We start from the raw sequence: 23174 nt of genomic DNA, 5'->3' as shown, positions 1-23174 counted from the left end.
TATTTGAAGCTAGTTATGTCCCAGCCTCTTTCTTCATTCAAACCGATCTCTTGTTTGAAGCCAGATACCCTTAATATTGGTAGCTTAATGGAGGATAACTTCTCCTTCAATTTTGTCGTTGGAAACAGGTCCTATACTTGGGTCTCTGCTGTCCAGGCTTTCTCCAGGCGTTCGGTTGTCTCCCATGATGAAATAGGATTTATTGTCGAGAGCGACTGCCTTCATGTCATTCGCTTTTCCCTCTGTATAATTTTCATTAATTGGCTTCCCGTTTACAAATACGATTCCATTCTTAATAGAAATACTATCATTTGGCAATCCGATAATTCGTTTTACAATGTCAAAGCCATTCGGATCCTTAACGATGACAATGTCTCCTCTTTCCGGTTTAAAATATAATTTATTGACCACCATAAAACCTTTATTATGCAACGTTGGATTCATAGAGTGACCACTTACGATTTTGAATGCCATTCCATAGTGCAGCAATGCATATATAACAATTAATAAAATCACAAACCGTAGCCAGCTAAAGATGGAAGCCTTCCTCGATTCCTTTGGAATAACTGAAGCGTTCGAGTCTATTACATTAACATTTTGCATCAAACCAACCTCCCGAGCTGGATTTTATTGATTATCAGAATCTCCATTTTCCGATTTAGTATTTTTATTGGCGTTAACTTGTGAGTTGTCATTTGAGTTGTCATTTGAATTGTCATTGTGTTGTTCCTTCTCCTGCTGCTTCGCTGCAATTTGATCCATCGCTGCTTTAGCCTGTTTCACAATAGCATTCATTTGATTTTGAATTGCTTTTTCTTTACCGGAATTATCGATTTTTAGATTAGCAATCAATTGATTTGCATAATCCCTTATAGCTTGAATGCGCTGGTTTTTCTCTTGCTCTGTAAAATCTGACAGCTGCTTTTGTGCATTTTGTATTTCTATTTGCAATTCTTGTTTTAAACGTTCTTTTTGTAAGTCCTTTTCAGTACTTATGGATTTTTCGATAGAGGAAATGGATTCTGAACTTTTTTGATTAAACCAATTTGTTAAAAGGCCATTGATATCTGCATCAGCAAACGCGATTCCCATCCCACCACCGACTGTTACGATTAAAAAAAGAACTCCAATTAGAAATTTTATTTTTATATGTTTATTTTCTTTCCGGTATTTTCCCTTTCTGCTAAGGGGTTGAACATGGTTATCTGTCTTTTGGAACTCTAACATTCTACTCATCGCAATGTCCTCCATTTTTTTACCGATCAGAGCCGTTGAATGCCCTGATCGGTTTGAAGTAATAAATTAATTTTTATTGATACCGTTAACTACATCATCAAGTTCTGCTAAAGCAGCAGCTTGAAGTTCACTAGCTTTATCATCGATTGCTTTCTTTTGTGTACTGATGAAACCTGCCACCTCACGTGCAAGTTGAGCGCGTAGGTCAGAAATTTTCTTATCAATTGCAGCATTGATAGCAGCGGAAGTATCAGCAGTTTCCTTATCAAGCATTCCTTGTATTTCTGTTTTTGCATTTGCAATAGCTGTTTGCAAATCAGCCTTTGCGCTGTCCTTTGATGCATTAATCTTAGATTCCATATCTGCTAGTGCTGCCTTACCAGTTTTTGTTGATAAGTTAGAAAAATCATTATATAAATAGCTATGAACCTGATTACCTGCTTGTTCGATTAGTCCATTTGCATAAGCTTGCAATTTATCAAAATCAGCACTCATGCCATTCTCAATTTCGCCCTTTTTAGCATTTACTTGGCTGACTGCTGTATTTTTTGCTTTCGTAATTTCGTTCGTAACACTGTTCACTTTACTATCCTTCTCGCTATTAATCGCATTTACTGTTGCAGTTCTACCGCTTTGGTACTCTGCATTTAATCCTTGTACTTTGTCTTTTACATGGCTAACAGCTGATTGTGTAATAGCATTTCCTGCTTTGCCAAATTGCGCATTATACCAGTCTTGTAATTTGCCGCCTGCATCCGTGAACGCAAATGCTGAACCTACTCCAGATAATAAGCCTACTGTTACGACACCTGTTACGATTTTTCCCTTAACTGTTTTAAACATTTAAATACTCCCTTTCCCTTTTCATTTTTGATTGTTTTTTAATACATCTTCTAAAATATCCTGTATATCATGGCTGATATTCGCTGTTTCCTGCAGCGTTTTTTGCTGTGTATATGCCGCCATTTGTTCCGTATTTTGTTCTTTGAGTTTTTCTGTGACGGTATGTAACTGTTTGATGTTTTGTTCGTTATGTTCTTTGATTGTGTTAGTAGAGTTTTGAAGATTAGTAGTTTGATAGTCTTGGATGGATGTAGCAATACTTTTCCTCATCGCCTCCATCTCCTTTTGGATGTCCGTGAATGATGAAGAAAGCTTGTCCACTGTTGATGCACCGAGTTTTTCCGCCTTCTTTTCAAACTGGAGATTATACCAATTTGAAAGCCTTGTTCCAGGATCAGATAGTGCAAAAGTCGCACCAGCACTAAGTAACGTTATACTAGTTATTACAGTGCCTATTATTTTTCTCATTTCACCGCCCTCCTTTTGATTATTTGTTCTTATGTTTTGTTCTTTATAAAGAACTTATGTTTATTATAGTGAACGTTCTTTAAAAAGAAAACCTTCTTTTTGGGTAATTATTACTATAAAATGAATACTTTTCTCCGTTATTCTATCAATTTCTATGTTTTACTCTAGTTTTTGTTCTTTTTAGTGAAACTATTATTCATTATAATAAACAATTTTTTAATAGAGAATTTTCACTCCGATATAAATTCATATCATCCTCAACATTTCCTAACAAAAGCCGCAATAAAAAAACCAGATTCGTTTATTCAATCTGATCTTTTTTATGGAAAAATAGGTTCTTCACTCACAATAACCTAATCAAACTGTCCATCTTTCATGGACAAATATCTAATTTGTCCACGGGTGGTGCCTGGCACCCACTATAAAATTCTTAATTAAGAACAAAAATATATATGTATTCCTAAAATTATTGTAGTTAGTCACGTTGATTGGTAACTTGTTGAGGTTATAAAAGAACAAATTATTTGGAGTCGTTTTTTAAAAGGTATATAGTTGGGGTTTTTAGGGAAGCCGTGAGTAAAACTCCCCCCGCTTTAATTAAAAGACTCGGCCGTCTTAATCATAGCCTTCTTGGATATCTTCTTTTTGGATTTCTTTATATAGTAGGTCATATCATAGTGAATTTTATTATGGTTCCAATTTAACATCAAAGCACCAGGTTTGTTTTTTGCATATTGTCCCTGAATATCTCCTATTTTTACTTTCTCTCTTTTTACATCGTCATTATATTTTACGTTCATGTTGCTGACCATTTGCAGGGATAGATATTCTCCTTTGGTACCGTGGAAATCAATAGTATAAATTTTATTATTCGGCTGAGGTGCCTCAGTGATATTAGTTGATTTCACCTTGAAAGGTAATTCGGTTGGCAGTTCCGGAGCAAAACCGCTCTTCTTTAACTCAGCTAGCAATGATTTATGATTAAAACGATAGAGTCCATCGTGACTACATCCGCTTACCAAAAAAGCTACAGTCATTAGTGCAGTTATGAAAGAACGTTTCAACGAAAAAATCCCCCCTTGTTCTATTCATAATATACGAACCAAAATTAGGAATGTTTCAAATTTTTTACGGGGTGCCTGGCACCACTCGTGGACATTTTAGGCTTTTGTTCATGTGGGGTGGACACTTTCGAGGTCTTTTTTGCTGAAGGTGTTGTTTAATGGGATAATGGCGGTATGTTTGCGCGATTCAATTTTAATTGCGCGTAATTTAATTTCGAATTCGTGGAAACTTGAATTCTCGGCTTACTTCTTTTTCATTTTTACTATCTGTGTATGCTTTCAAAATTCATCTATCTCCACTCTCTTTTAGACTTCACTCAAAAGCACCCTCAAAGGATCATTCGCCAATCCTTTGAGGGTGTTATTTTTACACACTATCCTTTTGAACCTCTATACTCTTTGGCATTGCTTTGTTATACATCGGCACGATGAACAAGAGACCGATAATGAATAGCACCGCAGAAATTTCATATATAGAAACGAGAGATAATAGTTCTTTCAAAGAACCTGCAACACTCATCGTAATCACCATAGAACCCGTAAATAGCGGACTTAAGGTTCCATTTACCCGTCCGATAAAATCTGCTTCCGTGTTTTGCAGAATCAAAGTGTTGATTCCAATTTGAATGCACGGCATAAATAAACCACAGAAAAACTCAGTAACGAGTGTAATCCACAACGTGGTTGAAAGTCCTAAAACACCAACACCAATTGCATTAACCAGCATTCCAATGACAAGCAACCTTGCCGGCGAGACTTTTTTGGAAAATCCCATTGTAGCGGCTCCACCCAAAATCATCCCAACTCCATTCACTGTGAGAAGCCATTGTAAATGCTCCTTAGCCAAACCTAATCGCTCTGTAACTAGGAAGATATTTAATGGCTGCATTAACCCGATTGCAAGGCCAGCTGCCATGAAACAGATTCCTAATAATTTTAATTCCTTTTTTGCTAAAACATAACGAACACCGCTCTTCATTTCCTGCCAAAGTGTCGTTGCCTTTGAATCCCTTTCCATCGAATGATCGGCAGGGATCAGTGTTAAGGAGGCCGCAGATAGTAGGAACGCAATACCCGTAACCATAATCGAGACATCGATGCCGAAACTTTGGAAAACAAAGGTACCAACAATCGGACCAAGGATCATAAATATCGCAAATATAGTTTGATAGATGGACATAGCAGATTGAATTAAATCTTCCTGTAAGTGCATCTTGAATAGTTTCATTCCAGACGGTTGTGAAAATTGTGACAAAATCGATGAGATAAGAGTCGCAAAGAACACCGCTTTCCACGTCCCAAACACTAGAGCTAAAATAACAGCAAAAACAGAAACAGCACTCAATGTATCACACCAAATCATCGTCCGCTTTGGACGCCAGCGATCAGCAAATGTTCCTCCTATAAAAGAAAAAATAAAAATTGGGGCAAATTCTGCAACAGAAATCATCGAAACGGCAAACGCGTCTCCATTCGTTTTATCCATTACGAATAAAAGAACGGCAAAATTCCGAACCCAAATACCAATCTGCAGAAATAAAGCAGATATAAAAATGGCTTGAACAAACCGATTTCTTAATAATTGATTCATAACATTCTCCTCTTTTTTCATTTAATGTTGTACACATTCAAACTTTTAATCATCTAAAAATGCAAATACTCTATTCATACTACCTTTTAGTTATTGCCATAATAAAAACCCCCTATTCTGCTTTTTCACAAAATAAGGGGTCGCCCGTTAAAGAACCATAAAAGGACACCATACCGGCCATCGCCTGTACCATGTATCATTTATTGAAAATCATAGACTAATCCCATATTCGAAAAAGCATCGTGAGTATACGAATGTTTTGCGTAGTATAGGATTAGTAGATCATCGCCCTTTGGTTCACTCCTTTAATATTGGTGTTTTCAGTTTAACCGATTTACTAATTACAATCAATACACATTTTTCAACAATTTTCCACAAAATGAGACGGAGGGACAGGTTCCTTGTCCCATTTTCTTTACAATAGTTACATATAGGGTATCTAGCATCTATAGGTGCAGTATCTCATACTTCCTATATAGTAGCTGGAAAATGGTGGCCAGAATCACACCACACTCTCTCACTCCATTGGGACAAGGCCCGATTCCTCCCCCATTCAATCTACTGGGATAAGGGGTCTGACCCCTCTTCCCATTCCCGCACACTTCCTACATAGTTGCTGCATAATGGTGGCCAGAACCCCAACCCATCTACAATCCACTCAGACAAGGAACGNGGCCAGAACCCCAACCCATCTACAATCCACTCAGACAAGGAACGGATTCCTCATCCTATTCAATCTGCTGGGATAAGGGACCTGACCCTTCATCCCATTCCTACACACTTCCTATATAGTTGCTGCATAGTGGTGGCCGGAACCCCTCTCCATCCACAATCCACTTAGACAAGGAACAGATTCCTCATCCTATTCAATCTGCTGGGATAAGGGACCTGACCCTTCATCCCAACAGCCGTTTAATGACACCGTTCGTGATTTCTGGTACTATTTCTGTTGAAAATGTAAGTTCCATTCTTTCGTATTTGTTGTGAGCGTCGTATCCGTATGGACCAATGTTGATGGATGGGACATTAATGTCTCGGATGTCTTGATAGTTTACATAATGTTTTGTACCCCAGCTAGGGTTGTTTTCGCAGACTGCTTGAATTCCTTCTTCATCATCACTCATAGCCATGAAACTCATATCGCAGACATAAGGGAAAAAATTCCGAATGACGATTGGGTATTCATAAGTTGGTTGGATTTCATCGACAGATTGCTCCAAAGCAGCCAATAGTTTTTGTTCCTTTTCGTTTTTCCCCGTTACCTCTACACATGGAGAATAAATCGAAGAGTAAAAAATAATGATAGCTGGGCTTTTATTTGTCATCCATTTCCATTCCTCTTCTACCACACGAGCTGCGAACATACGTGTATCCAATGATTTATCTTGTAAAAGTTTTTCTTTAAATTCCTTCATATGATTGATAAACGCTTCACCATGCTCTTTTTCCAGTAATTCCTTCATTTCCTCATAGATGAAGACTCGTTTTTTCCATGGTAATTCACGATAACTTTCCCCGCTTCGTTCACAAAAAGTTCGATGACGTTGCGTTAGCGTATTCAAGGCATTATCAAAAGCAATGTCAGCTTGTTCCTTCATTTTTTCTAAAACATCTTTGGGTGACCAGGACTGGATGAAAAAATTATAGTATACATAAGCAGACAGGGCAGTTTGTATCGTGTAACTCGGCTTAAAATCTGTCTGTTTTAGTGATACAGGAGGCGCCGGGAATTCACCAAATGCATCATCTACTAAATCAGGATTGTAACTAATTTGCCTTGTCAATTCTGCCGCAAGAAAATTAGGATCAAGTCCCTCAAACGCTGAACCAGCATGTGTTTCATGGCCTGTTATAAAAAATGACGGCAATAGCTTTCCAATGGATCCCTTATAAATATAACGATTCTCATCCCCTTCAAAACGCGGTGCAACAAAATCAGAATTAATAAGCGCTATATAATCAAAGTTTTGCTCATCACGGAGTCTCTTCAAATCTTTCAAAGCGGATAAAACACCATGTGAACTGTCTTCCTCATCACATTCAGCCAACAATAATAAGTTTCCTGCTAACTCTTCGGGATGCTCAGAATAATATTTTAATAGAGAAAAGTGACTTGCTACCCCGCACTTCATATCAAGCGCTCCACGTCCAAAATGCCATTCGCCTGATTTTAATTGAGATTTCACTAATTCAGGCAATGATTCATCCTGTAGAGCCTGCATCAATTCATTCGGTTTACACGCGATATCTTTTAAATGGGCATAATCATCGATACCAACAGTATCCAGATGCCCCATCAAGATGACCGTTTTATTACTTTTTGTCTTCGTACCCTTAACAAAAGCCAACACATTATAACGTTCCACCTCGTCCTGTATTGTTTGCGATTTAACAACAAAGGAAGGGTGCTGTTGAAAATATGGAAGAGACGCTATTTTCTTATTTAAAAAGTCAGCAATCTCCATTTCCCCTTTGGTGTTCACTACACTTTCCACAGCAACTAACTCATTAGTCATACTTAAAATTTCTTCACGGTTTGAGACAATCGACTCCACAATTTAACACTCCCTTTCTCAGAACAGAAGAAAACCCTTACATAATATAAAAGCTTACTTGGTTGTTCGAGCTTTTACAACTTAAAAAGTAATAAAAAAGTGAATCGATTTGAAATCGACCCACTTTTTGCAGACTTACTTCTCATTATCCTTATCACTTGGATTATCTAGTTCTTCACTAAATTCAGTACTATATCGTGAGGTATTGATTGGAGTAGGACGGTTATTGTCATCCTCCTCAAAATAGCGATGAATAACAAATCCGTGATACAAAGCCTCGGCGCCTGTAATAAAAACAGAGGTAAAAAAGGCAGAATACAGTGTCCTGCTCAAGGGTAGCTGAAAATAGAAGTACTCAATTACAGCAAGCATACCGAAATAAAGTATAAAATCTGCAACAACAGCTGTTACACTTCCTAATCGATAGATCAATAAATCCCCAATAAGATAGGATGCAAGCGTTAGAACGAGGGCAGTTGTGAAAATAGAGGCAATGGAGAAATTAAAAATTCCTAATACAGAAAAGGTAAAAATAGCAACAAAGATAAATTTAATGATAAGCGAAATAATATGTCTCATTCTAGTCTCCTTAAAAAATAGATTTTATCTATTTTTTATGATGTTCACTAAATGAGAAAATATGTAAGGAATAGGAAAAGAATATTTCTGATATAGACAGGTTAATATTAAAAACTATCTCCTTCTATATGCCAAATATCCTAGTAAAAGATACAGCATTCCCATACATAGGATAAACAGTTCATATCTAGTTCCTAGTGCACCAATGGAAATAAAAAAGCTGATAACAAGACCAAACCCAATCAGATAACAATATCCGATAAAAAAGCCTCTTCCTGCTTTCTTTTTTAACCAAAAGCTGCCGATGAGTGTGATGATACCCAAAAGAAGGCAAATAAAAGCGATAATAATTGGTAAACCATCGTGGACGGAATACTCATATTCTGTGTTTAGCGCATTTGCTAAACCTATTCCTAATAGTGATAGTAGTCCATATCCAATAGCACCAATAATGGTTAATACGCTCATAAAAATGCCTAGTAGTTTTGTATATGTGTAGTCTTTCATTGGTTCCTCCTCTAGAGAATGTCGCTGCCTTGAAAATGTTACATTTTTACACCAAAAATTGTGGAGGGTATAGCGTCATTTATCAAGAGTATAAAAAGGATAATAACAGCTGCTTCGAAAGGCGGCTCCTCTTGATATCCACAACTCCTTTACGCTTTTACCAATCCGCATTATAAAAATAATAAAATTTGTCTGCAACACGATACAGCATTATTGCTCATTCAGTAATGGCATTATGAATCTCTTAGCACTTGCCATGTTTAACCGTTCTAAGCCTGATTCATACTTTTATCCAGCACCTAAAAACTATCACTTCTGAAGTTAGCATCCTTTTCAAAATTCTATGCAGACATGTTCTTTCCCATTCTCTTGAATACTCTAGTATAAACGTTCTATATATAATAGAAAAATTCCTTTTGGCATAAACTAGCTTCTTCATGGATGAAATACCTAATCTAATATATGCTGACGGGTACATGTTTTATATCGATATCAGTCATCCCTTGGTTTCAGTAAGAAAGGAACGAAACCACCCATTCGTCATATTATAACCCAAAGCATATTTAGGAGGTGTGAACCTTTGGTTACCCACTCAATTATAATGAGACCATATAAAGATTATCCTAGGGCTTACATCGCAAAGCATGATAATAATACTTTCGAATCTCATAGCGATCCGGGACATGACACGTCTACTGTCACAATGGAAGTAATCTCAGATATTTCGAAGGCAATTAATGGTGAGTATGACGCCATTCACTGTTATGAATTTTTAATTTATCAAACTGCTAATTCTGAAATGCGAAAGCAAATAATTGAAATCAGAAAGGATGAAATTAGGCATTACCAAACTTTCTACAATCTCTACCTTACTCTCACCAACACTTATCCCCAAGTAACCCTTAGCAAACAATGCCCTCCCAATGTAAAAAGCGGAACGGTTGCTGCATTTACAGACGAACAGGAAACAGTGGATTTTTACCATGAGATTGCAAGAAAGACCAATGATCCACATATACAGGAAGCTTTTCTGCAGGCTGCCTTAGACGAACAAAATCATGCCGTTTGGTTCCTATATTTCATGAAGGATTTGTAATGGTGGTGACAGCACACCATTTTTTTGTGCCTAGCACCACTAAAAAAAGCCCAATTCTTAATAGAATCGGGCTTTTTTTCTAGTGAATTTATCCACATTACTCCCCAAAATTGAGTTTGGATAAAATTTTTGTCACACCTAATCGGCATTCCAAATAAACATAGTAATGAGAGTGAAAATCAATATTTTTTATACCACATTAATTGTGCATCATCCCTGGCGCCATCATGTTAAGAGACATGGATTGAGCTTGCATCTGTGTATTTTGTGGATGCCAATGATGGTGGTGTCCATGATAATGCGCGTGTGGATAATGTACATGTGGGTAGCAGCCACAGTAAGGATCGTACATCATGCCATAGGAAGGATATCCCATCATATGGTGCCCCATACCGTAAGTTGGATATCCATATCCCATCATATAATGACTTCCCGCCATTCCATGGTCATTTCTAAAATCAGGATACATGTTTTCACCTACTTTTTAAGAAGTTTCTAGCCAATTACATGCTATGCCATTTACCTAGGAAAGGAGCTTATTTTTATTAAAATGGGTATTCACCTAACTGACATTACTAATAATCATTGCTTTTATATACAAAAACCCCCTGAAGTAGGATATATCTGTCCAACTTAGGGTATTACTTCATTATGGTGATTTTTGTCCATGTGGAGTGGACACTTTTGCGTTTTGTCCACGAGTGGTGCCTGGCACCACTTTAAGATTCAATTTCTTGTAGATTTTAAAATAAACGCGGATTGTGTTTATTAGGAATAATGCACTGGTAGTAAAAAAACACTGATTTTATCCGACAATATGCTCCCGATAGTCCTCCTATAGTGGAACCTCTAAATACGCCCAATAACTTGCTGACATTGTAAACCCAAAGACTCTCCCCGAAAGAAAATCCGGGTAAGCGATTATCTTCAATTGTGCAATCCAACCCCTATAAAAATATTTTTCTATTTTTTTGTTTATCACAAATCCTCCTATTGACTCCAACTTAAAAATACCTTACGCTAACATTGAGTGAGTTACTCACTCATAAATATACGAAAGAGGGTAAGTAAAAATGGGAGAAAACAATATCCTTCAGCAAATCATTATGAGAAAGCATTATCAAAATAAAAATGCAAAATTACTTCAGATTAATGCACCTAACAGCATTGTTGAAAGCAGTTTTGTTAAAATTGGCGGCATTGACCAGTGGATTACCATCCGCGGTGAGAATCGGAACAACCCCGTTTTACTATTGATACATGGCGGACCGGCTTCTACCTATTCCATTTTTAATCCATTATTGCGTTCATGGGAAAAACATTTCACGGTTGTTCAATGGGATCAGCGTGGAGCAGGAAAGACTTTTGGTAAGAATGGAAAAGACGGCTGTGGAACTATCACTTTTGAACGCCTTGCCAAGGATGGGATAGAGGTGACGGAATACTTGATTGCAAAGCTTGGCCAGCCAAAAGTCGTTCTCATCGGAAGCTCTGCAGGTAGTCTAATTGGTATCATGATGGCAAAACTTCGTCCAGAACTTTTTCATGCATATGTCGGCACAGATCAAAATGCCCCGGACTCCCAAAATCTTTTGCATAAAATAACCATAAATGCTGTCCAGGCATCCGGAAATACGAAGGGTGTTAAATTACTTGAAAAAATGGGAGCGAATCGATCCCAGATAAGTCGTAAGGATGTCGATAAGCGTAACCGAATTCTTGTAAAGGCTATTAGAGATGTGCCTAATATGATTACAGACATAATATTACCTTCTATGATTTCATCCCCAGAACATAAAATACGTGATATTATGGATATTTTTAAAGGCATGAGTTATTCTCTTGACCACCTATATACCGAATTAATCAACTTTGATTTTAAAAAAATCGGAATGATATTTGAACTTCCTGTCTTTATTATCCATGGAGATAATGACATTATCACTCCAACCCAATTGGCAAAACTTTATTTCAACGAAATAGAAGCTCCTTATAAGGAATTTGTTCTCATCAAGAACGCCGGCCATTTAGCATGCTTTGCCCGTGCCGATCAATTCCTTGAAGAGCTGTTAACGAGAGTTCGACCTCTAGCTGCCCCAACTTCAAACTAATCCTTTTTTGATTAATGGTATAATGAATATAATATTTTTAATGATTTGGAGGTTGGTATGATTGTCTCCATTAAGCAAACAGCAGCTTAATCAAATTCGTGATGAGCGCAGAGATCAAATTAAGCAGGCGGCTCTTAAAGTGTTTGCCCGTCGTGGATATACAGGAACGAAAACCAGCGCCATTGCAGAAGAAGCAGGTATTAGCGAGGGACTAATTTACCGCTATTTTCAATCTAAAAAGGAGCTCTACACCACCATTGTCCAAGAATTAATGGAGGAAGCAAAAAGGGAACTTGCGCAAGCTCCATCCTTGCCTGGAACACCCTTTGAGCAAATTAGAAACTTAACTAGGAATATGATGGATGAAAACAATATGTACGCTTTTATGCTGATGGAAAGGGCTCGAACGGCGAATGATGTCCCGGATAAGGTTAAGCAGATTTTTTCACAGGTTTCCACAAGCGTTCTGATTGATCCGCTCATTCCGACCTTTGTTAAAGGTCAGGAATCCGGTGTGTTTTCACCTGGGGATCCGAGAAAGATGCTGTCCTGGTATTTCACCATCATTAACAGTCTTCTCACTCAAGATGAGGTGGATGAAGAGTATGGGCTGCCAGACGTGGATGTGTTGATGCGGATATTGACAAAGTAATTTTTTTATCTTTCATAGAATTTCCCTCAAAGAAAAATGCTCTAGCCCCTAGAGCATTTTTTAATCCTCTTTTCATAAATTGCTTTCTTTCGTTCTCCTGCCTATCAGGTGCTTTAAATTATTTATATTGACCATAATGGTTCCAATAATAATGATGATGCCCCCAATTACAGACAAGAGAGTTATAGGCTCATGATATAACACCGCTCCAAGACAAAGGGCAATTAATGGAGAAATATACAGCCAAGTGGCTGGAAAGACTGGATTGGTTTTAGCTACAAGCCAATAGAAGATTGTGTGTGCCACCATGGATCCAGCGATAATTAAGTACAGCAGTGATAAGATAGCACTTGTTGTTAGAATCGATTTCATATGCACTTTTTCCGTGAACAATGATAAAAAAAGAAGCATAGCCCCACCGTACATCATTTGTGCCGCATTCAAGGCAATTGGTGATATTCCTTGAAAACGTTGGATAACTCTGCTGGAATAAACCGCACCAGCAGAATAAAAAAGTTCACTTAATAAAATTGCTATACAGCCAATAATCCACAGCTTGCTGAACGATGTGCCCAATATACCTGGTAGAAGCAGCAAAACAACGCCGGAAAAGCCTGTCAGACAGCCAACTAAAGAACTGACGGAAAGCTTTTGCCGATTAATGCAGCTTTGAAGCAGCAAGACCATCAGCGGTCCTGTAGCCGATAAAACCGCCGCTATACCAGAGCTTAAATATTGCTCAGACCAATACAAGGCTGCAAAAGTTGCAAAAGTTAATCCTGTTCCGGTCAAAAGCATTTCTTTTCTTAATAAAAGTGAAAACTTCGCCTTTCCTCTTGATACCATCCATAAAAATAAAATACTTCCTGCCATTAGGAAGCGAATTCCCGCCGAGAAAAAAGGCGGCGCTCCGGCATCTACCCCTACTTTTATAGATAAAAAAGTCGTACCGAATATGAGACACATTAAAATATAATTAAATAACACCATTTTTCTCTCCTCCTTATCTTCTCTCCTCCACATCTCCATCATAAGGTGTAAAGAGTAGAACAGATAAAAACGAATAGAACAGTTATCGAAATTATCCTGTATAATAGCAGAAAAGGAGGGTACTTCATGAAGAGAAAAGCACTCTCAAATGTTCATTCGGATAATCTTTACGAGCAAATTTATGATTATATTATAGAAAGAATCGGACGAGGCGTATGGGGAGCACATGATAAGCTTCCTTCTATTAGAACATTAGCAACGGAGTTCAATGTACATCGGCTAACAGTCTTTAAAGCTTATCAGCTGCTAAAACAAAACAAAAAAGTATATGTGAAGGATAAATCCGGATACTATGTGATGCCGGAAAATATGCTTTTGATAGATTCCCAGCAGAACCCGATTATTTCCGCTCACGTTCAAGAAAGCAGCCTCTCAGAAATTCATCAGGTTCGGGCTGATTATCAGTTTTCCATCGCACTGCTTGATCCTAATCTGTTGCCTAATCATTACTTTTCCGAGTATATAAAAAAGGTATTTAACCTTTACCCTAAAGTGCTGGGAACCTATTCATCCATCCAGGGAGATCCGGAGCTGCGCGAAGCTCTTAGCCGCTATTTTACCGATCAATCACATTTCTACCTAACTCCCGATGAATTATTGATCACATCCGGATCCCAGCAGGCTATCGATTTGATCGCCAGAGGATTGATCAAACCTAGAGATACTGTTTTTTTAGAGAGGCCCACCTACAGTCCTGCAATCGATGTTTTCAGAAGACAGGGTGCGAATATTATTCCGATTGAGATTCATCCGCATGGCTATCAATTAGAGCAAGTAGAAGGACTCATGCGGGAGCATAAACCGCGCCTTTTCTATCTCAACCCTACTTTTCACAATCCGACCGGTTATACAGTTCCGGCCGAACAAAGAAAGACTTTAGTAGAGATGGCTAATAAATATCAATGTTTGCTAATTGAGGATGATCCTTACCCGGATATTTATTTTGAGAAAAAACCTCCGCTGCCGTTTTTTTCATATGATACAGCAGGGTGTGTTATTTATATAAGGAGCTTCAGCAAATACATTGCACCAGGATTGAGCATCGCTGCCGTTGCATGCCGGCCATCCATCATGAAATACCTATTAAATACAAAATCCCTTTCGGACAGCGGGACGCCATTGCTTAACCAAAAAATCTTTCTGCATTATTTCTTTTCAGAACGTTTGCAAAAGCATGTGGAAAAGCTACGGATAGCTCTTGAAATTCGCAGGAACATTATGGAGGAAGAATTATCTGCTACAGGGTGGAAATGGGCAACTCCGATGGGAGGATTTAATTTATGGATGAAATTGCCAGAGTCTACTCCAATGGATAGACTTCTTGAAAAAAGCATCGAAAAATCGATTTCCTTTGTACCTGGATCTATCTTTGATTCGCTTAAAGAACACCAATCATGGATTCGGATGAGTTATTCCTATTTAAACGAAACTCAATTACGGGATGGATTGCAGCGATTTGTCCACATATACCATTCATTAACTTCTACACAAATATGAAAACCTTTCACCATTGAATAGGTGGAAGTTTTTTAGAGAAAACATTTCATGAAGAATGCTTACATTTTTCGTATCCAGACTTCTCAAATGCATTTCTCATAGGGATATTTTCAACATCTGTATTCTCCAAACACCAATATCTTATTGCTCTTAAAAGTAAATCGTTAATAAATCCTTTTCCACGAAATTCAGGAATGATTAATGCTCATAACCCGAAGTAAATGTCGTAAATGGAGGGGCTGCACAAGCTCCTCCAAGGTGATCTTATCATTATGACGAAAAGATATCTATCAAACTTATATAACCGCCAAACATACCACTATAAAGGTTTCCCGTATGGAGGCAGTCAATCATTGCTTATTAACTGGAAAGGAATTAAAAGCCTTCATCAGTAAAAAGGAGCTATCTGGAAAAATAATCGTTCCAGATGATGGCCCATCTTATTCATTTTAATGGTAATACATCCCCTAAATAACTATAATGGCGTCTGAATTTCAAAAGCCTCGTACATACACAATAAAACAACTACATTATTTCATTAGGGATAAAGTATCGGTTCGTTTATTGAACGAAAGGATTAACTTTTATAATCCTTGAAAAAAATTGGCTGGAATAATACGGATATAGCATCTATTATTTATTCTAGTTTCCTCCATCTATTTCAAAAATTCTTCTCCTCAAACACGAAACAATACATATTCCGTAAAATTTAGGAGCTATTCTTTTTTCACTGACTGCTTTTGTCAGGGATGCCGTTTTACAATGAAAGGGATAATGAATGAAGGAGGCGACCAACAATGGTCATGACAATGGAGCAATTTCGCGAAATTTTAGATGGGAATCGTCGTTTAACCATTCGAACACTTGAGGCTTTTCCTGAAGACAAGTTATTCACCTTTTCACCGGTTGAACCACTGCGGCCTTTCTCAAAAATGATTTTAGAGATACTGGATATCGAAAGAGCATACATACGCGGTATCGCTCTTAATGAATGGGAATATAGCCCATCTTTTGATGGTATTTCGACCAAAGAAAATCTATTAAAAGGTTGTCACGAAATAAAGGAGAATGTGCAAAAATGGTGGCCAAAAATTACTGAGGAAAGGTTGGATACCGTAGAAAAGGATCCCTTTTTTGGTGGCGAAATGAGTCATTTCGAACGTCTGCATAATGCATTGGAAAATGAAATCCATCATCGTGGCCAAGGTTTTATTTACTTACGGTTACTTGGGATTGAACCGCCAGCGTTTTGGGAGCGATAATAAACAGGAATATCATTTACTAGAAGTAGACAATTTTTCAAAAGGTTATCCACATGATTAAATTTTATCATCTTCATAACAAGAAAAATAGCCGATATCTTTATTTGCAAGATATCGGCTTTTATATAGTACTTATTCCAGTCATTTAACAGCCTTCTTTAGCTTTTGCTCTAATTCAGCCTTCTGGCGGAGGTGATGACGGAAATGCATTCCTACTAAATCGTACCACTCTCTTGCATGTAGCCAACCGAAACCGCCATGTTGAACTTTGTAATTGGGATTGATCGAATCTACTTTTATTTCCCATAGACTCAGTCTGCTAATTAACTGATCCAGTCTACTTATAAGTTCATCCTTGCTATCCGAGTTATTAGGAGGAGCATTTAATTCATCTGGTAATTTTATTTTTATTGGTGGAAACCCTCCCATTGTAAATAATTTCTCTCCAAATTCCGTTTTTCCAAGGGTACACTCCTCATGTGATGCTGCACAAGTTTCCGCATTATCCAGATACTCATGTGCAACCACGATTAAATGGTCATACATTTGTCCAATAGACCATACTCCCTCAGCTGAAATATGTCTTAGCTGGTCCAATGAATAGTTTTGCAAGTCGTTTTTGAATGCTTCTACTACCTCCAAGTTACTCAATTTACATACTCCTTTTCTGTTTAGTTTTCATGATTCAAGTCCCATCTAATATAAGCTTCCACAGTCTTAATTATTTCCCTTTAAAGATAATTGTGTTTTTTTATAATTTTTTAAATACTAGTTGACAAATAGGAATTATAGGATTTATGCTAATAACAACGCAAAATATTTTAATATGTCATGGAAACTTATCAAGAGAGGTGGAGGGACTGGCCCAACGAAACCTCAGCAGCAGATTCTACTGGAATTCTGTGCTAATTCCTGCAAGCTTATGCTTGGAAGATAAGTGGAGGTCCTCGACCAATCAAGTTATCCTCTTCTTATCTGTATTCATTAAAAAAGGAGTGGATTTTTTTATGGGCAAATTGTTGAAAGATGCGGTAGAAGCAAGAAGGAATGAATTAATTAACAAGTTGATTGAGCTTGAGCAATTCAAGAAAAACGACAAGCATCTATTTGAATTGACCTTATCTGACTTAGAACATGAATACTTTAAAATCCAATCCCAAAACCATCCTCACTGCGGTTTCGACTCCATTCGATGGAAAAATTTCCATTAGATTTTTCACCAAAATAAAAAAGAAATCTCCTTCAAATAGAAAGAGATTTCTTTATTTTTATGCTTTGATAAAATCCGGGTTCATGAAAGGAGGATTTGGATATTTATAGAATCCCTCTCCTGTTCCTCTGCCAAGCTTTCCTTTATCGATATACTCTGTTTTCAATAAATCCGCAAGTTTTTTATAATCAGGGTCGCCTGTTGCTTCCGCTTTAGCAAGGGTAATATTATAAGCAGTTGTTATACCGACCACATCTAGAATGGCAAACGGACCCATCGGTGCCCCAGTTGCAACCATCCATGTTTTATCGATTGTTTCTGGGTCAGCAACTTCTTTTAATAACAGCATTTGAGCTGCATCTAAAAGCGGAACCAATAGAGAATTCAAAATATAACCTGGTTGTTCTTTTTGTAAAGGCAATGCAACCATTCCAATGGCCTTCGCAAATGCAATGACCTCTTCAAATACCTTATCATCCGTTCCAGGGTGCTTCATAATTTCGGCTGTGTTGTTTTTCCATATTTCATTAGCAAAGTGCAAGTTTAAGAATTTTTGCGGACGGCCCGTAGCTTCTGCAAATTGGCTAGGGAGTAAGGTAGATGAGTTGCTTGCAAAAATTGTTTTTTCAGGAGCTATTTTTGCTAATTCCTTATAGAAATTGGATTTTATTTGCACTACTTCAGGTATTGCTTCAATAATAAGATCTGCGTCTGCTGTAGCTTCTGCTAAATCACTGAAAAAGGAAATTCGTTTGTAAGCAGCATCTACCTCTTCTTGGGTTGCTCCTAAATCTTCTTGATAACGTTGTTTCAATTTTGTCATTCTTTCTTTTGCTCGATCTAGCACTTCATCATTGATATCATATACATTTACATTAAATCCTTTAAAGGCAATTTGGAAAGCGATTTGACTTCCTAAAACACCGCTTCCTGCGACAGTGATATTTTTATAATCCATTATTATTCTCCTCTTTTCTAAAAGAAGCATTGTTATTAATATCTTTCATTTCTACTTCATTATAACAATGTATTATATTTAATAAAAATTAGATATACTAATTAATAATTAACTAAAACTTAATTTAGGAGTAAAAAGATGAATCTGGAACAATTACAATATATCGTCGAAGTAGCCAAATCCGGGTCCCTAACGATGGCTGCACAAAAATCACATATTACATTGTCTGCGATTAGCCAGTCCATTTCGTTATTAGAGCAGGAATTGGGCGTGACACTGTTTACGAGATCCCGCGGTCAAAGTGCTGCACCAACAGCTGAAGGAAAAGTAATAATTGAAAAGGCTACGGACATCTTAATGAAAGTGAACGAGCTGAAAGAGGAAGCCAATCAGTTTAATCATACTTTATCAGGTGAATTAAGAATCGCAACGATTCCCGGCCCCACCCACTTACTTGTGGAAACCGTTGCTCGCTTTAAAAAGGATTTCCCAAATGTTAGAATTGAAATTTTTGAAAAAGGACCAAAAGAAATCATTGAGACTATTTTATCTAATAAAATGGATATCGGATTAATGGTGATGGATGAGGATTTCCTTCCGAAAAGCAATGATCTAGTCTTCGCAAAAGTACTAGAGGGGAAAATGGTGGTTGCGGTTAATAAAGAATCCCCATTATCGACTGAAAAATCCATTACCCCAGAAATGTTAATAAAAGAAACACTAGTCCTTTATGAAGACGACATTATTCTAAATTTTATGGATAAAAATATTGCGAAATACGGAGAGGCGGACGTATTATTTGCAACCAATAATACATTTGCTATTGAGAATGCCGTGGAAGAAGGAATTGCAGTTACGATTGGGTTAGACTTTTCCTTTCAAAAAAATCAACGTAACAACCCAAATCTTATCACCATCGACTTAAAAACGCGCGACAATAAACCAATTCCATACGGATGGGTACGCCACAAAAGCAAGCCCTCCTCCCAAATCGCCAAAACCTTTATCAACAGATTAACCCTCGATATCTAATTGGTGCCTGGCACCATCCGTGGACATTTTACGCTTTTGTACGCATGGGGTGGACAGTTCGCATTGTCCTCCTCTGAAGGACACTTTCCCAATTTGTCCACGAGTGGTGCCTGGCACCATCTTAAATTCATAAGTTTACGAAAAAGAGACAAACTGTATTTGTAATAGGAAAGGAGTGATAGGCATGACAAAGAAATTTAATAAAGGCAGCAATAATCAGAATTCCCCTTCCTTACATGGGCAGTCTCCTGTCAGTGGGGATAACAGTAAAGGCAACAAAAGGAATAAGGATAAGCGTGATAAGACTGATGGTGTAATATAGTAAAGGAAACCGATCATTCTCTTGATCGGTTTCTTTCTATCACGAACAATTCGTAAAAGATCCCCTTCCCCACACAATACGAGGTTAATGTTATCAACCATCACCTATGTAAATCATCGCCATAAAAATACGTAAGCATAAAAGTTTATTTATTTAACTCTAATACATTTTGAAAGTATCCTCAGTTCATAAGCGAAACGCATTTTTTGTGGCTTGGCAATAAAAATTTCAGGGAAGAATACTGCAATTGTTTTCATAACTGTTATTTTGGAAATCAATTTTCCACAGGGAATACCCCAACCATACAAGTCATGTTAACAATTTGTTAGGACGATGAAATACATAATAAAGAATAAATGGTTATGCTGTATGAAACACCAGCCATATGCACTTGTCTAAGTTGCAGAGCTTCTAATACTTCGTCTATCCATCTGTCCGAATCAAAGCTTTTGTAAAAATTCCCTCAAATTAATAAAAAGGTTGCCAAAACCACATTATTTGATAATAATGACTGTTTAGCTAACCTTTTTTAAAGAATGAAAGTATTGAATGAAATTCCTTCTTACTTATACCATTTTTACACTAGTAATAGTATATAATTTGTTAAGACTGTTGATTTCGTACGTTGGCAAGATTCCTGTATTATTCGCATTTTTTTCAGGGTTAAACCAGCAAGTATCAAGTCCGTACAGATTGCCTCCTTTAATATCTGCATTTAAAGAATCCCCAATAATAAGCCCTTGTTCCGGTGATAAATTCGGAATGCGATCAAACACATAATCGAAAAACTCCTTCATTGGCTTCTGATATCCCGTGTCCTCCGAAACAAATATTTGCTTAAAAAACGGATATAAACCGGCAGCACGCAAACGTTTATCCTGAGTTGCGGAATCACCATTGGTCACAATATATAAATCATAATGATCCTTTAGTTCCGTAATTAAATCCAGTGCTCCATCCATAAGCTGATGTCCTTCTTGCAGATAGTTACGATATTTATTTTCCAATAAAACACCATCTACCTCTTTCCCATATACCTTAAAAAATTCTGCAAATCGGGTGTTTACCACATCATCGCGGCTTCGTTTCCCCTCTTCGAACTCTCTCCAAAGTTGTTGATTTATGTTTTTATATTGTTGTACCATCTCTGGAGTCAATTCTATTTGCTCATCTTCAAAAAGCTGTCGCAATGCTTCACGCTCTGCAGCACGAAAATCCAACAGCGTATCATCTACATCAAAAAACAGTGCTTTGTATGCTTTCATTGGTATCGTCCCTCTCGATGCATTTAATAAGTTACTAATCTAATAAGAAGTCTACCTTTCCAGTTTAAAAGTTTTTCCCTACCTTGAAAACCATTTCTCCGATCCCAACATGAATTTTTCACTTGTACTAGCCATCTTTAGAATATATAATAATTTTCGAATTATTTTGACTTCCAAGGAGGATTTCCGTGGGATTATTATTTTATTAATATTAAAAGCCACTTCCGGACAAAAACTTTTATCCTAAAGAGGTGCTTTTAAATGAAATGGGTTAAAGACTTTTATGATAAACAATTTATTTGGTCCACCACACAATACGATTTTGATTTGAATCACTTGATTGAGGAGCACGTAGATAAAGTAGAACATTTTAGCGACCATCCAATCACGAGGATTCTAGAATTAGGTGGTGGCAATGGACGTTTTGCAGTTACCGCTGCGAGACGCGGATATGATGTTACTGTCATTGAACTAGCCCCTTCATGTGTAGAAAATATATATAAACTTGCTGAGAAACATAAAATAGGAAGTAATTTACGAATTATTCAAGGGGACTTTTATCAAGTTGATTTAGAGGAACAGTTTGATATTGTTTGCTATTGGGATGGATTTGGAATCGGAGAAGATACCGACCAGCAATTATTACTGAAGCGCATATCGGATTGGCTGCAGCCAAATGGGGTGGCACTCATTGATATTTATACCCCTTGGTACTGGGCTAAGGTAGCCGGTCAAGAAATGGAATTTGGCAACATTGTTAGGCGATACGACTTCGATGCAAATGGATGCAGAATGTTAGATACTTGGTGGCGGAAGGAGCATGAGGGTGATCAGATAACACAATCATTAAGATGCTATTCACCTGTTGATTTTAAATTATTAATGAAAGATATTGATTTAAATCTAGTTCACTGTGAACCTGGCGGGGAAATGAACTACGAAAGTGGGCAGTATACCGAACAAGTAGAGCTAGGCAAAGCGATGACTTTTATGGCAAAACTAAAAAAATTAGCATAATAAAAGCAGTGAATTGAATCACTGCTTTTTTCATTGGGGGTGGGAAACAAAATTGAACCTACTCTTAACGAATATTATTTATCGGTAGGCACTTCACACCGTCCATCCGCACAATACGCATCATTAGCATCAGTTTTATTTTCATTTAAAATGGTAAAGGAACTCTCTTCTTCACTTGCTTTGTGTAATGCATTTAAAAATACCCCAATCGGCTGCGCACCTGATACAGCATACTTACGATTGATGACAAAGAAGGGAACTCCTTGAATTCCAAGACTTCCAGCCTCTTGCTCATCGGTACGAACCTCATAAGAAAACTCTTCCCCGTTCAACATTTCGCGTACTTTTTCCGAATCCAAACCAACTTCTGCTGCTAAAGATATTAATGTATCATGCTCACCGATATGCTCCGAATCAGTAAAATAGGCTTTGAACAATCTTTCCGCCATTTCTGTGCTTTTTCCATACTGTGCTGCAAACTGCGTTAAACGATGGGCATCAAATGTATTAGTGGGCTTCATCGTATCGAAATGATACGTTAATCCAACCTGCGCAGCTCTTTCTGCCACGCTCTCATTCATTTCCTTCGCCTTTTCCACACTCATGCCATATTTCGCCGCAAGCAATTGGTGCATGTCTTCGTCATAATGTACTTTTGCATTCGGATCCAACTCAAAACTTTTAAAAACGATTTCTACATTAGATTCGCCTCCAAACTGATTCAATGCTTCCTCAAAATGACGTTTACCTATATAACAAAATGGACATACAAAGTCTGACCATACTTCAACTTTCATCTTAAAACCTCCGTTAACAATAGTATTAATTCATTATTATCCTTCACGAATAGAAATACAAA

At 37.4% G+C, this 23174-nt stretch carries 24 protein-coding genes and 1 riboswitch; of the genes, 9 read left to right on the top strand and 15 right to left on the bottom strand.

Annotated elements, in window-relative coordinates:
• Positions 1-84: 84 nt before the first annotated feature.
• The 9 genes from lepB to CWO92_RS13385 form a co-directional block, all read right to left on the bottom strand.
• Positions 85-603: a signal peptidase I gene (gene lepB, locus CWO92_RS13425; RefSeq protein WP_101354722.1), complete on the bottom strand. Its 519-nt coding sequence runs from the start codon at positions 601-603 to the stop codon at positions 85-87.
• 24 nt (positions 604-627) lie between these two features.
• Positions 628-1236: a hypothetical protein gene (locus tag CWO92_RS13420; protein ID WP_101354721.1), complete on the bottom strand. Its 609-nt coding sequence runs from the start codon at positions 1234-1236 to the stop codon at positions 628-630.
• Between the two features lie 66 nt (positions 1237-1302).
• Complete coding sequence (locus tag CWO92_RS13415) at positions 1303-2079, bottom strand: hypothetical protein (RefSeq protein WP_101354720.1); 777 nt, start codon at positions 2077-2079, stop codon at positions 1303-1305.
• Between the two features lie 21 nt (positions 2080-2100).
• Complete coding sequence (locus CWO92_RS13410; RefSeq protein ID WP_101354719.1) at positions 2101-2547, bottom strand: hypothetical protein; 447 nt, start codon at positions 2545-2547, stop codon at positions 2101-2103.
• Positions 2548-3140: 593 nt separating this feature from the next.
• On the bottom strand, positions 3141-3611 hold the full coding sequence (locus CWO92_RS13405; protein WP_101354718.1) for a DUF4367 domain-containing protein: 471 nt from the start codon (positions 3609-3611) through the stop codon (positions 3141-3143).
• A 367-nt stretch (positions 3612-3978) separates the two neighbouring features.
• Entirely contained in the window at positions 3979-5223 is a 1245-nt protein-coding gene (locus tag CWO92_RS13400) for an MFS transporter (RefSeq protein ID WP_233270084.1), read from the bottom strand.
• An 875-nt stretch (positions 5224-6098) separates the two neighbouring features.
• Positions 6099-7748, bottom strand: coding sequence for a M20/M25/M40 family metallo-hydrolase (locus CWO92_RS13395; RefSeq protein WP_101354732.1), 1650 nt, complete (start codon positions 7746-7748; stop codon positions 6099-6101).
• Positions 7749-7892: 144 nt separating this feature from the next.
• Complete coding sequence (locus CWO92_RS13390; protein WP_101354716.1) at positions 7893-8336, bottom strand: DUF2512 family protein; 444 nt, start codon at positions 8334-8336, stop codon at positions 7893-7895.
• A 114-nt stretch (positions 8337-8450) separates the two neighbouring features.
• Positions 8451-8843 (bottom strand): hypothetical protein, encoded by a 393-nt coding sequence (locus tag CWO92_RS13385; RefSeq protein WP_101354715.1) that lies wholly within the window; start codon positions 8841-8843, stop codon positions 8451-8453.
• 580 nt (positions 8844-9423) lie between these two features.
• On the opposite strand from CWO92_RS13385, the gene CWO92_RS13380 reads away from it, so the two are divergent.
• Positions 9424-9939, top strand: a complete 516-nt coding sequence (locus CWO92_RS13380; RefSeq protein WP_321207802.1) for a ferritin family protein — start codon at positions 9424-9426, stop codon at positions 9937-9939.
• 199 nt (positions 9940-10138) lie between these two features.
• Here CWO92_RS13380 and CWO92_RS13375 read toward each other — a convergent pair whose 3' ends face one another.
• The gene (locus CWO92_RS13375) at positions 10139-10408 is read right to left on the bottom strand and encodes a hypothetical protein (protein ID WP_101354714.1); all 270 of its coding nucleotides are present in this window, start codon (positions 10406-10408) and stop codon (positions 10139-10141) included.
• 604 nt (positions 10409-11012) lie between these two features.
• Here CWO92_RS13375 and CWO92_RS13370 point away from each other — a divergent pair.
• Positions 11013-12050, top strand: a complete 1038-nt coding sequence (locus CWO92_RS13370) for an alpha/beta fold hydrolase (protein WP_101354713.1) — start codon at positions 11013-11015, stop codon at positions 12048-12050.
• A 61-nt stretch (positions 12051-12111) separates the two neighbouring features.
• The gene (locus CWO92_RS13365) at positions 12112-12702 is read left to right on the top strand and encodes a TetR/AcrR family transcriptional regulator (protein WP_101354712.1); all 591 of its coding nucleotides are present in this window, start codon (positions 12112-12114) and stop codon (positions 12700-12702) included.
• A gap of 72 nt (positions 12703-12774) precedes the next feature.
• On the opposite strand, the gene CWO92_RS13360 is transcribed toward CWO92_RS13365, so the two are convergent.
• Positions 12775-13692, bottom strand: coding sequence for a DMT family transporter (locus CWO92_RS13360; RefSeq protein WP_101354711.1), 918 nt, complete (start codon positions 13690-13692; stop codon positions 12775-12777).
• A gap of 126 nt (positions 13693-13818) precedes the next feature.
• On the opposite strand from CWO92_RS13360, the gene CWO92_RS13355 reads away from it, so the two are divergent.
• Positions 13819-15249, top strand: coding sequence for an aminotransferase-like domain-containing protein (locus tag CWO92_RS13355; protein WP_101354710.1), 1431 nt, complete (start codon positions 13819-13821; stop codon positions 15247-15249).
• A 797-nt stretch (positions 15250-16046) separates the two neighbouring features.
• On the top strand, positions 16047-16511 hold the full coding sequence (locus tag CWO92_RS13350; protein ID WP_101354709.1) for a DinB family protein: 465 nt from the start codon (positions 16047-16049) through the stop codon (positions 16509-16511).
• A 141-nt stretch (positions 16512-16652) separates the two neighbouring features.
• Here CWO92_RS13350 and CWO92_RS13345 read toward each other — a convergent pair whose 3' ends face one another.
• The gene (locus CWO92_RS13345; RefSeq protein ID WP_101354708.1) at positions 16653-17162 is read right to left on the bottom strand and encodes a DinB family protein; all 510 of its coding nucleotides are present in this window, start codon (positions 17160-17162) and stop codon (positions 16653-16655) included.
• 185 nt (positions 17163-17347) lie between these two features.
• Positions 17348-17451, top strand: a riboswitch (SAM riboswitch).
• Positions 17452-17518: 67 nt separating this feature from the next.
• On the opposite strand from CWO92_RS13345, the gene CWO92_RS13340 reads away from it, so the two are divergent.
• Positions 17519-17722: a Fur-regulated basic protein FbpA gene (locus CWO92_RS13340; protein WP_101354730.1), complete on the top strand. Its 204-nt coding sequence runs from the start codon at positions 17519-17521 to the stop codon at positions 17720-17722.
• 57 nt (positions 17723-17779) lie between these two features.
• Here the strand turns inward: CWO92_RS13340 and CWO92_RS13335 are convergent, their stop codons facing one another.
• On the bottom strand, positions 17780-18679 hold the full coding sequence (locus tag CWO92_RS13335; RefSeq protein ID WP_101354707.1) for a 3-hydroxyacyl-CoA dehydrogenase: 900 nt from the start codon (positions 18677-18679) through the stop codon (positions 17780-17782).
• Positions 18680-18817: 138 nt separating this feature from the next.
• Here CWO92_RS13335 and CWO92_RS13330 point away from each other — a divergent pair, with 138 nt between their 5' ends.
• Together CWO92_RS13330 and CWO92_RS25460 are read left to right on the top strand one after the other, a co-directional pair.
• Positions 18818-19711 carry a LysR family transcriptional regulator gene (locus tag CWO92_RS13330; protein WP_101354706.1) on the top strand — a complete coding sequence of 298 codons (894 nt, stop codon included), beginning with the start codon at positions 18818-18820 and terminating at the stop codon, positions 19709-19711.
• Between the two features lie 184 nt (positions 19712-19895).
• Entirely contained in the window at positions 19896-20033 is a 138-nt protein-coding gene (locus tag CWO92_RS25460; protein WP_165786683.1) for a hypothetical protein, read from the top strand.
• 566 nt (positions 20034-20599) lie between these two features.
• Here CWO92_RS25460 and CWO92_RS13325 read toward each other — a convergent pair.
• Positions 20600-21298, bottom strand: coding sequence for a YjjG family noncanonical pyrimidine nucleotidase (locus tag CWO92_RS13325; RefSeq protein WP_101354705.1), 699 nt, complete (start codon positions 21296-21298; stop codon positions 20600-20602).
• A gap of 261 nt (positions 21299-21559) precedes the next feature.
• Between CWO92_RS13325 and CWO92_RS13320 the strand changes: the two genes are divergently transcribed.
• On the top strand, positions 21560-22315 hold the full coding sequence (locus tag CWO92_RS13320; protein ID WP_101354704.1) for a class I SAM-dependent methyltransferase: 756 nt from the start codon (positions 21560-21562) through the stop codon (positions 22313-22315).
• A 74-nt stretch (positions 22316-22389) separates the two neighbouring features.
• On the opposite strand, the gene CWO92_RS13315 is transcribed toward CWO92_RS13320, so the two are convergent.
• Complete coding sequence (locus CWO92_RS13315; protein WP_101354703.1) at positions 22390-23112, bottom strand: DsbA family oxidoreductase; 723 nt, start codon at positions 23110-23112, stop codon at positions 22390-22392.
• Positions 23113-23174: the final 62 nt, after the last annotated feature.

Origin of the sequence: Heyndrickxia camelliae (genome assembly GCF_002844575.1) — a bacterium.
Taxonomy (GTDB): Bacteria; Bacillota; Bacilli; order Bacillales; family Bacillaceae_C; genus Margalitia; species Margalitia camelliae.
This window is presented reverse-complemented; position numbering and strand designations above follow the sequence as displayed.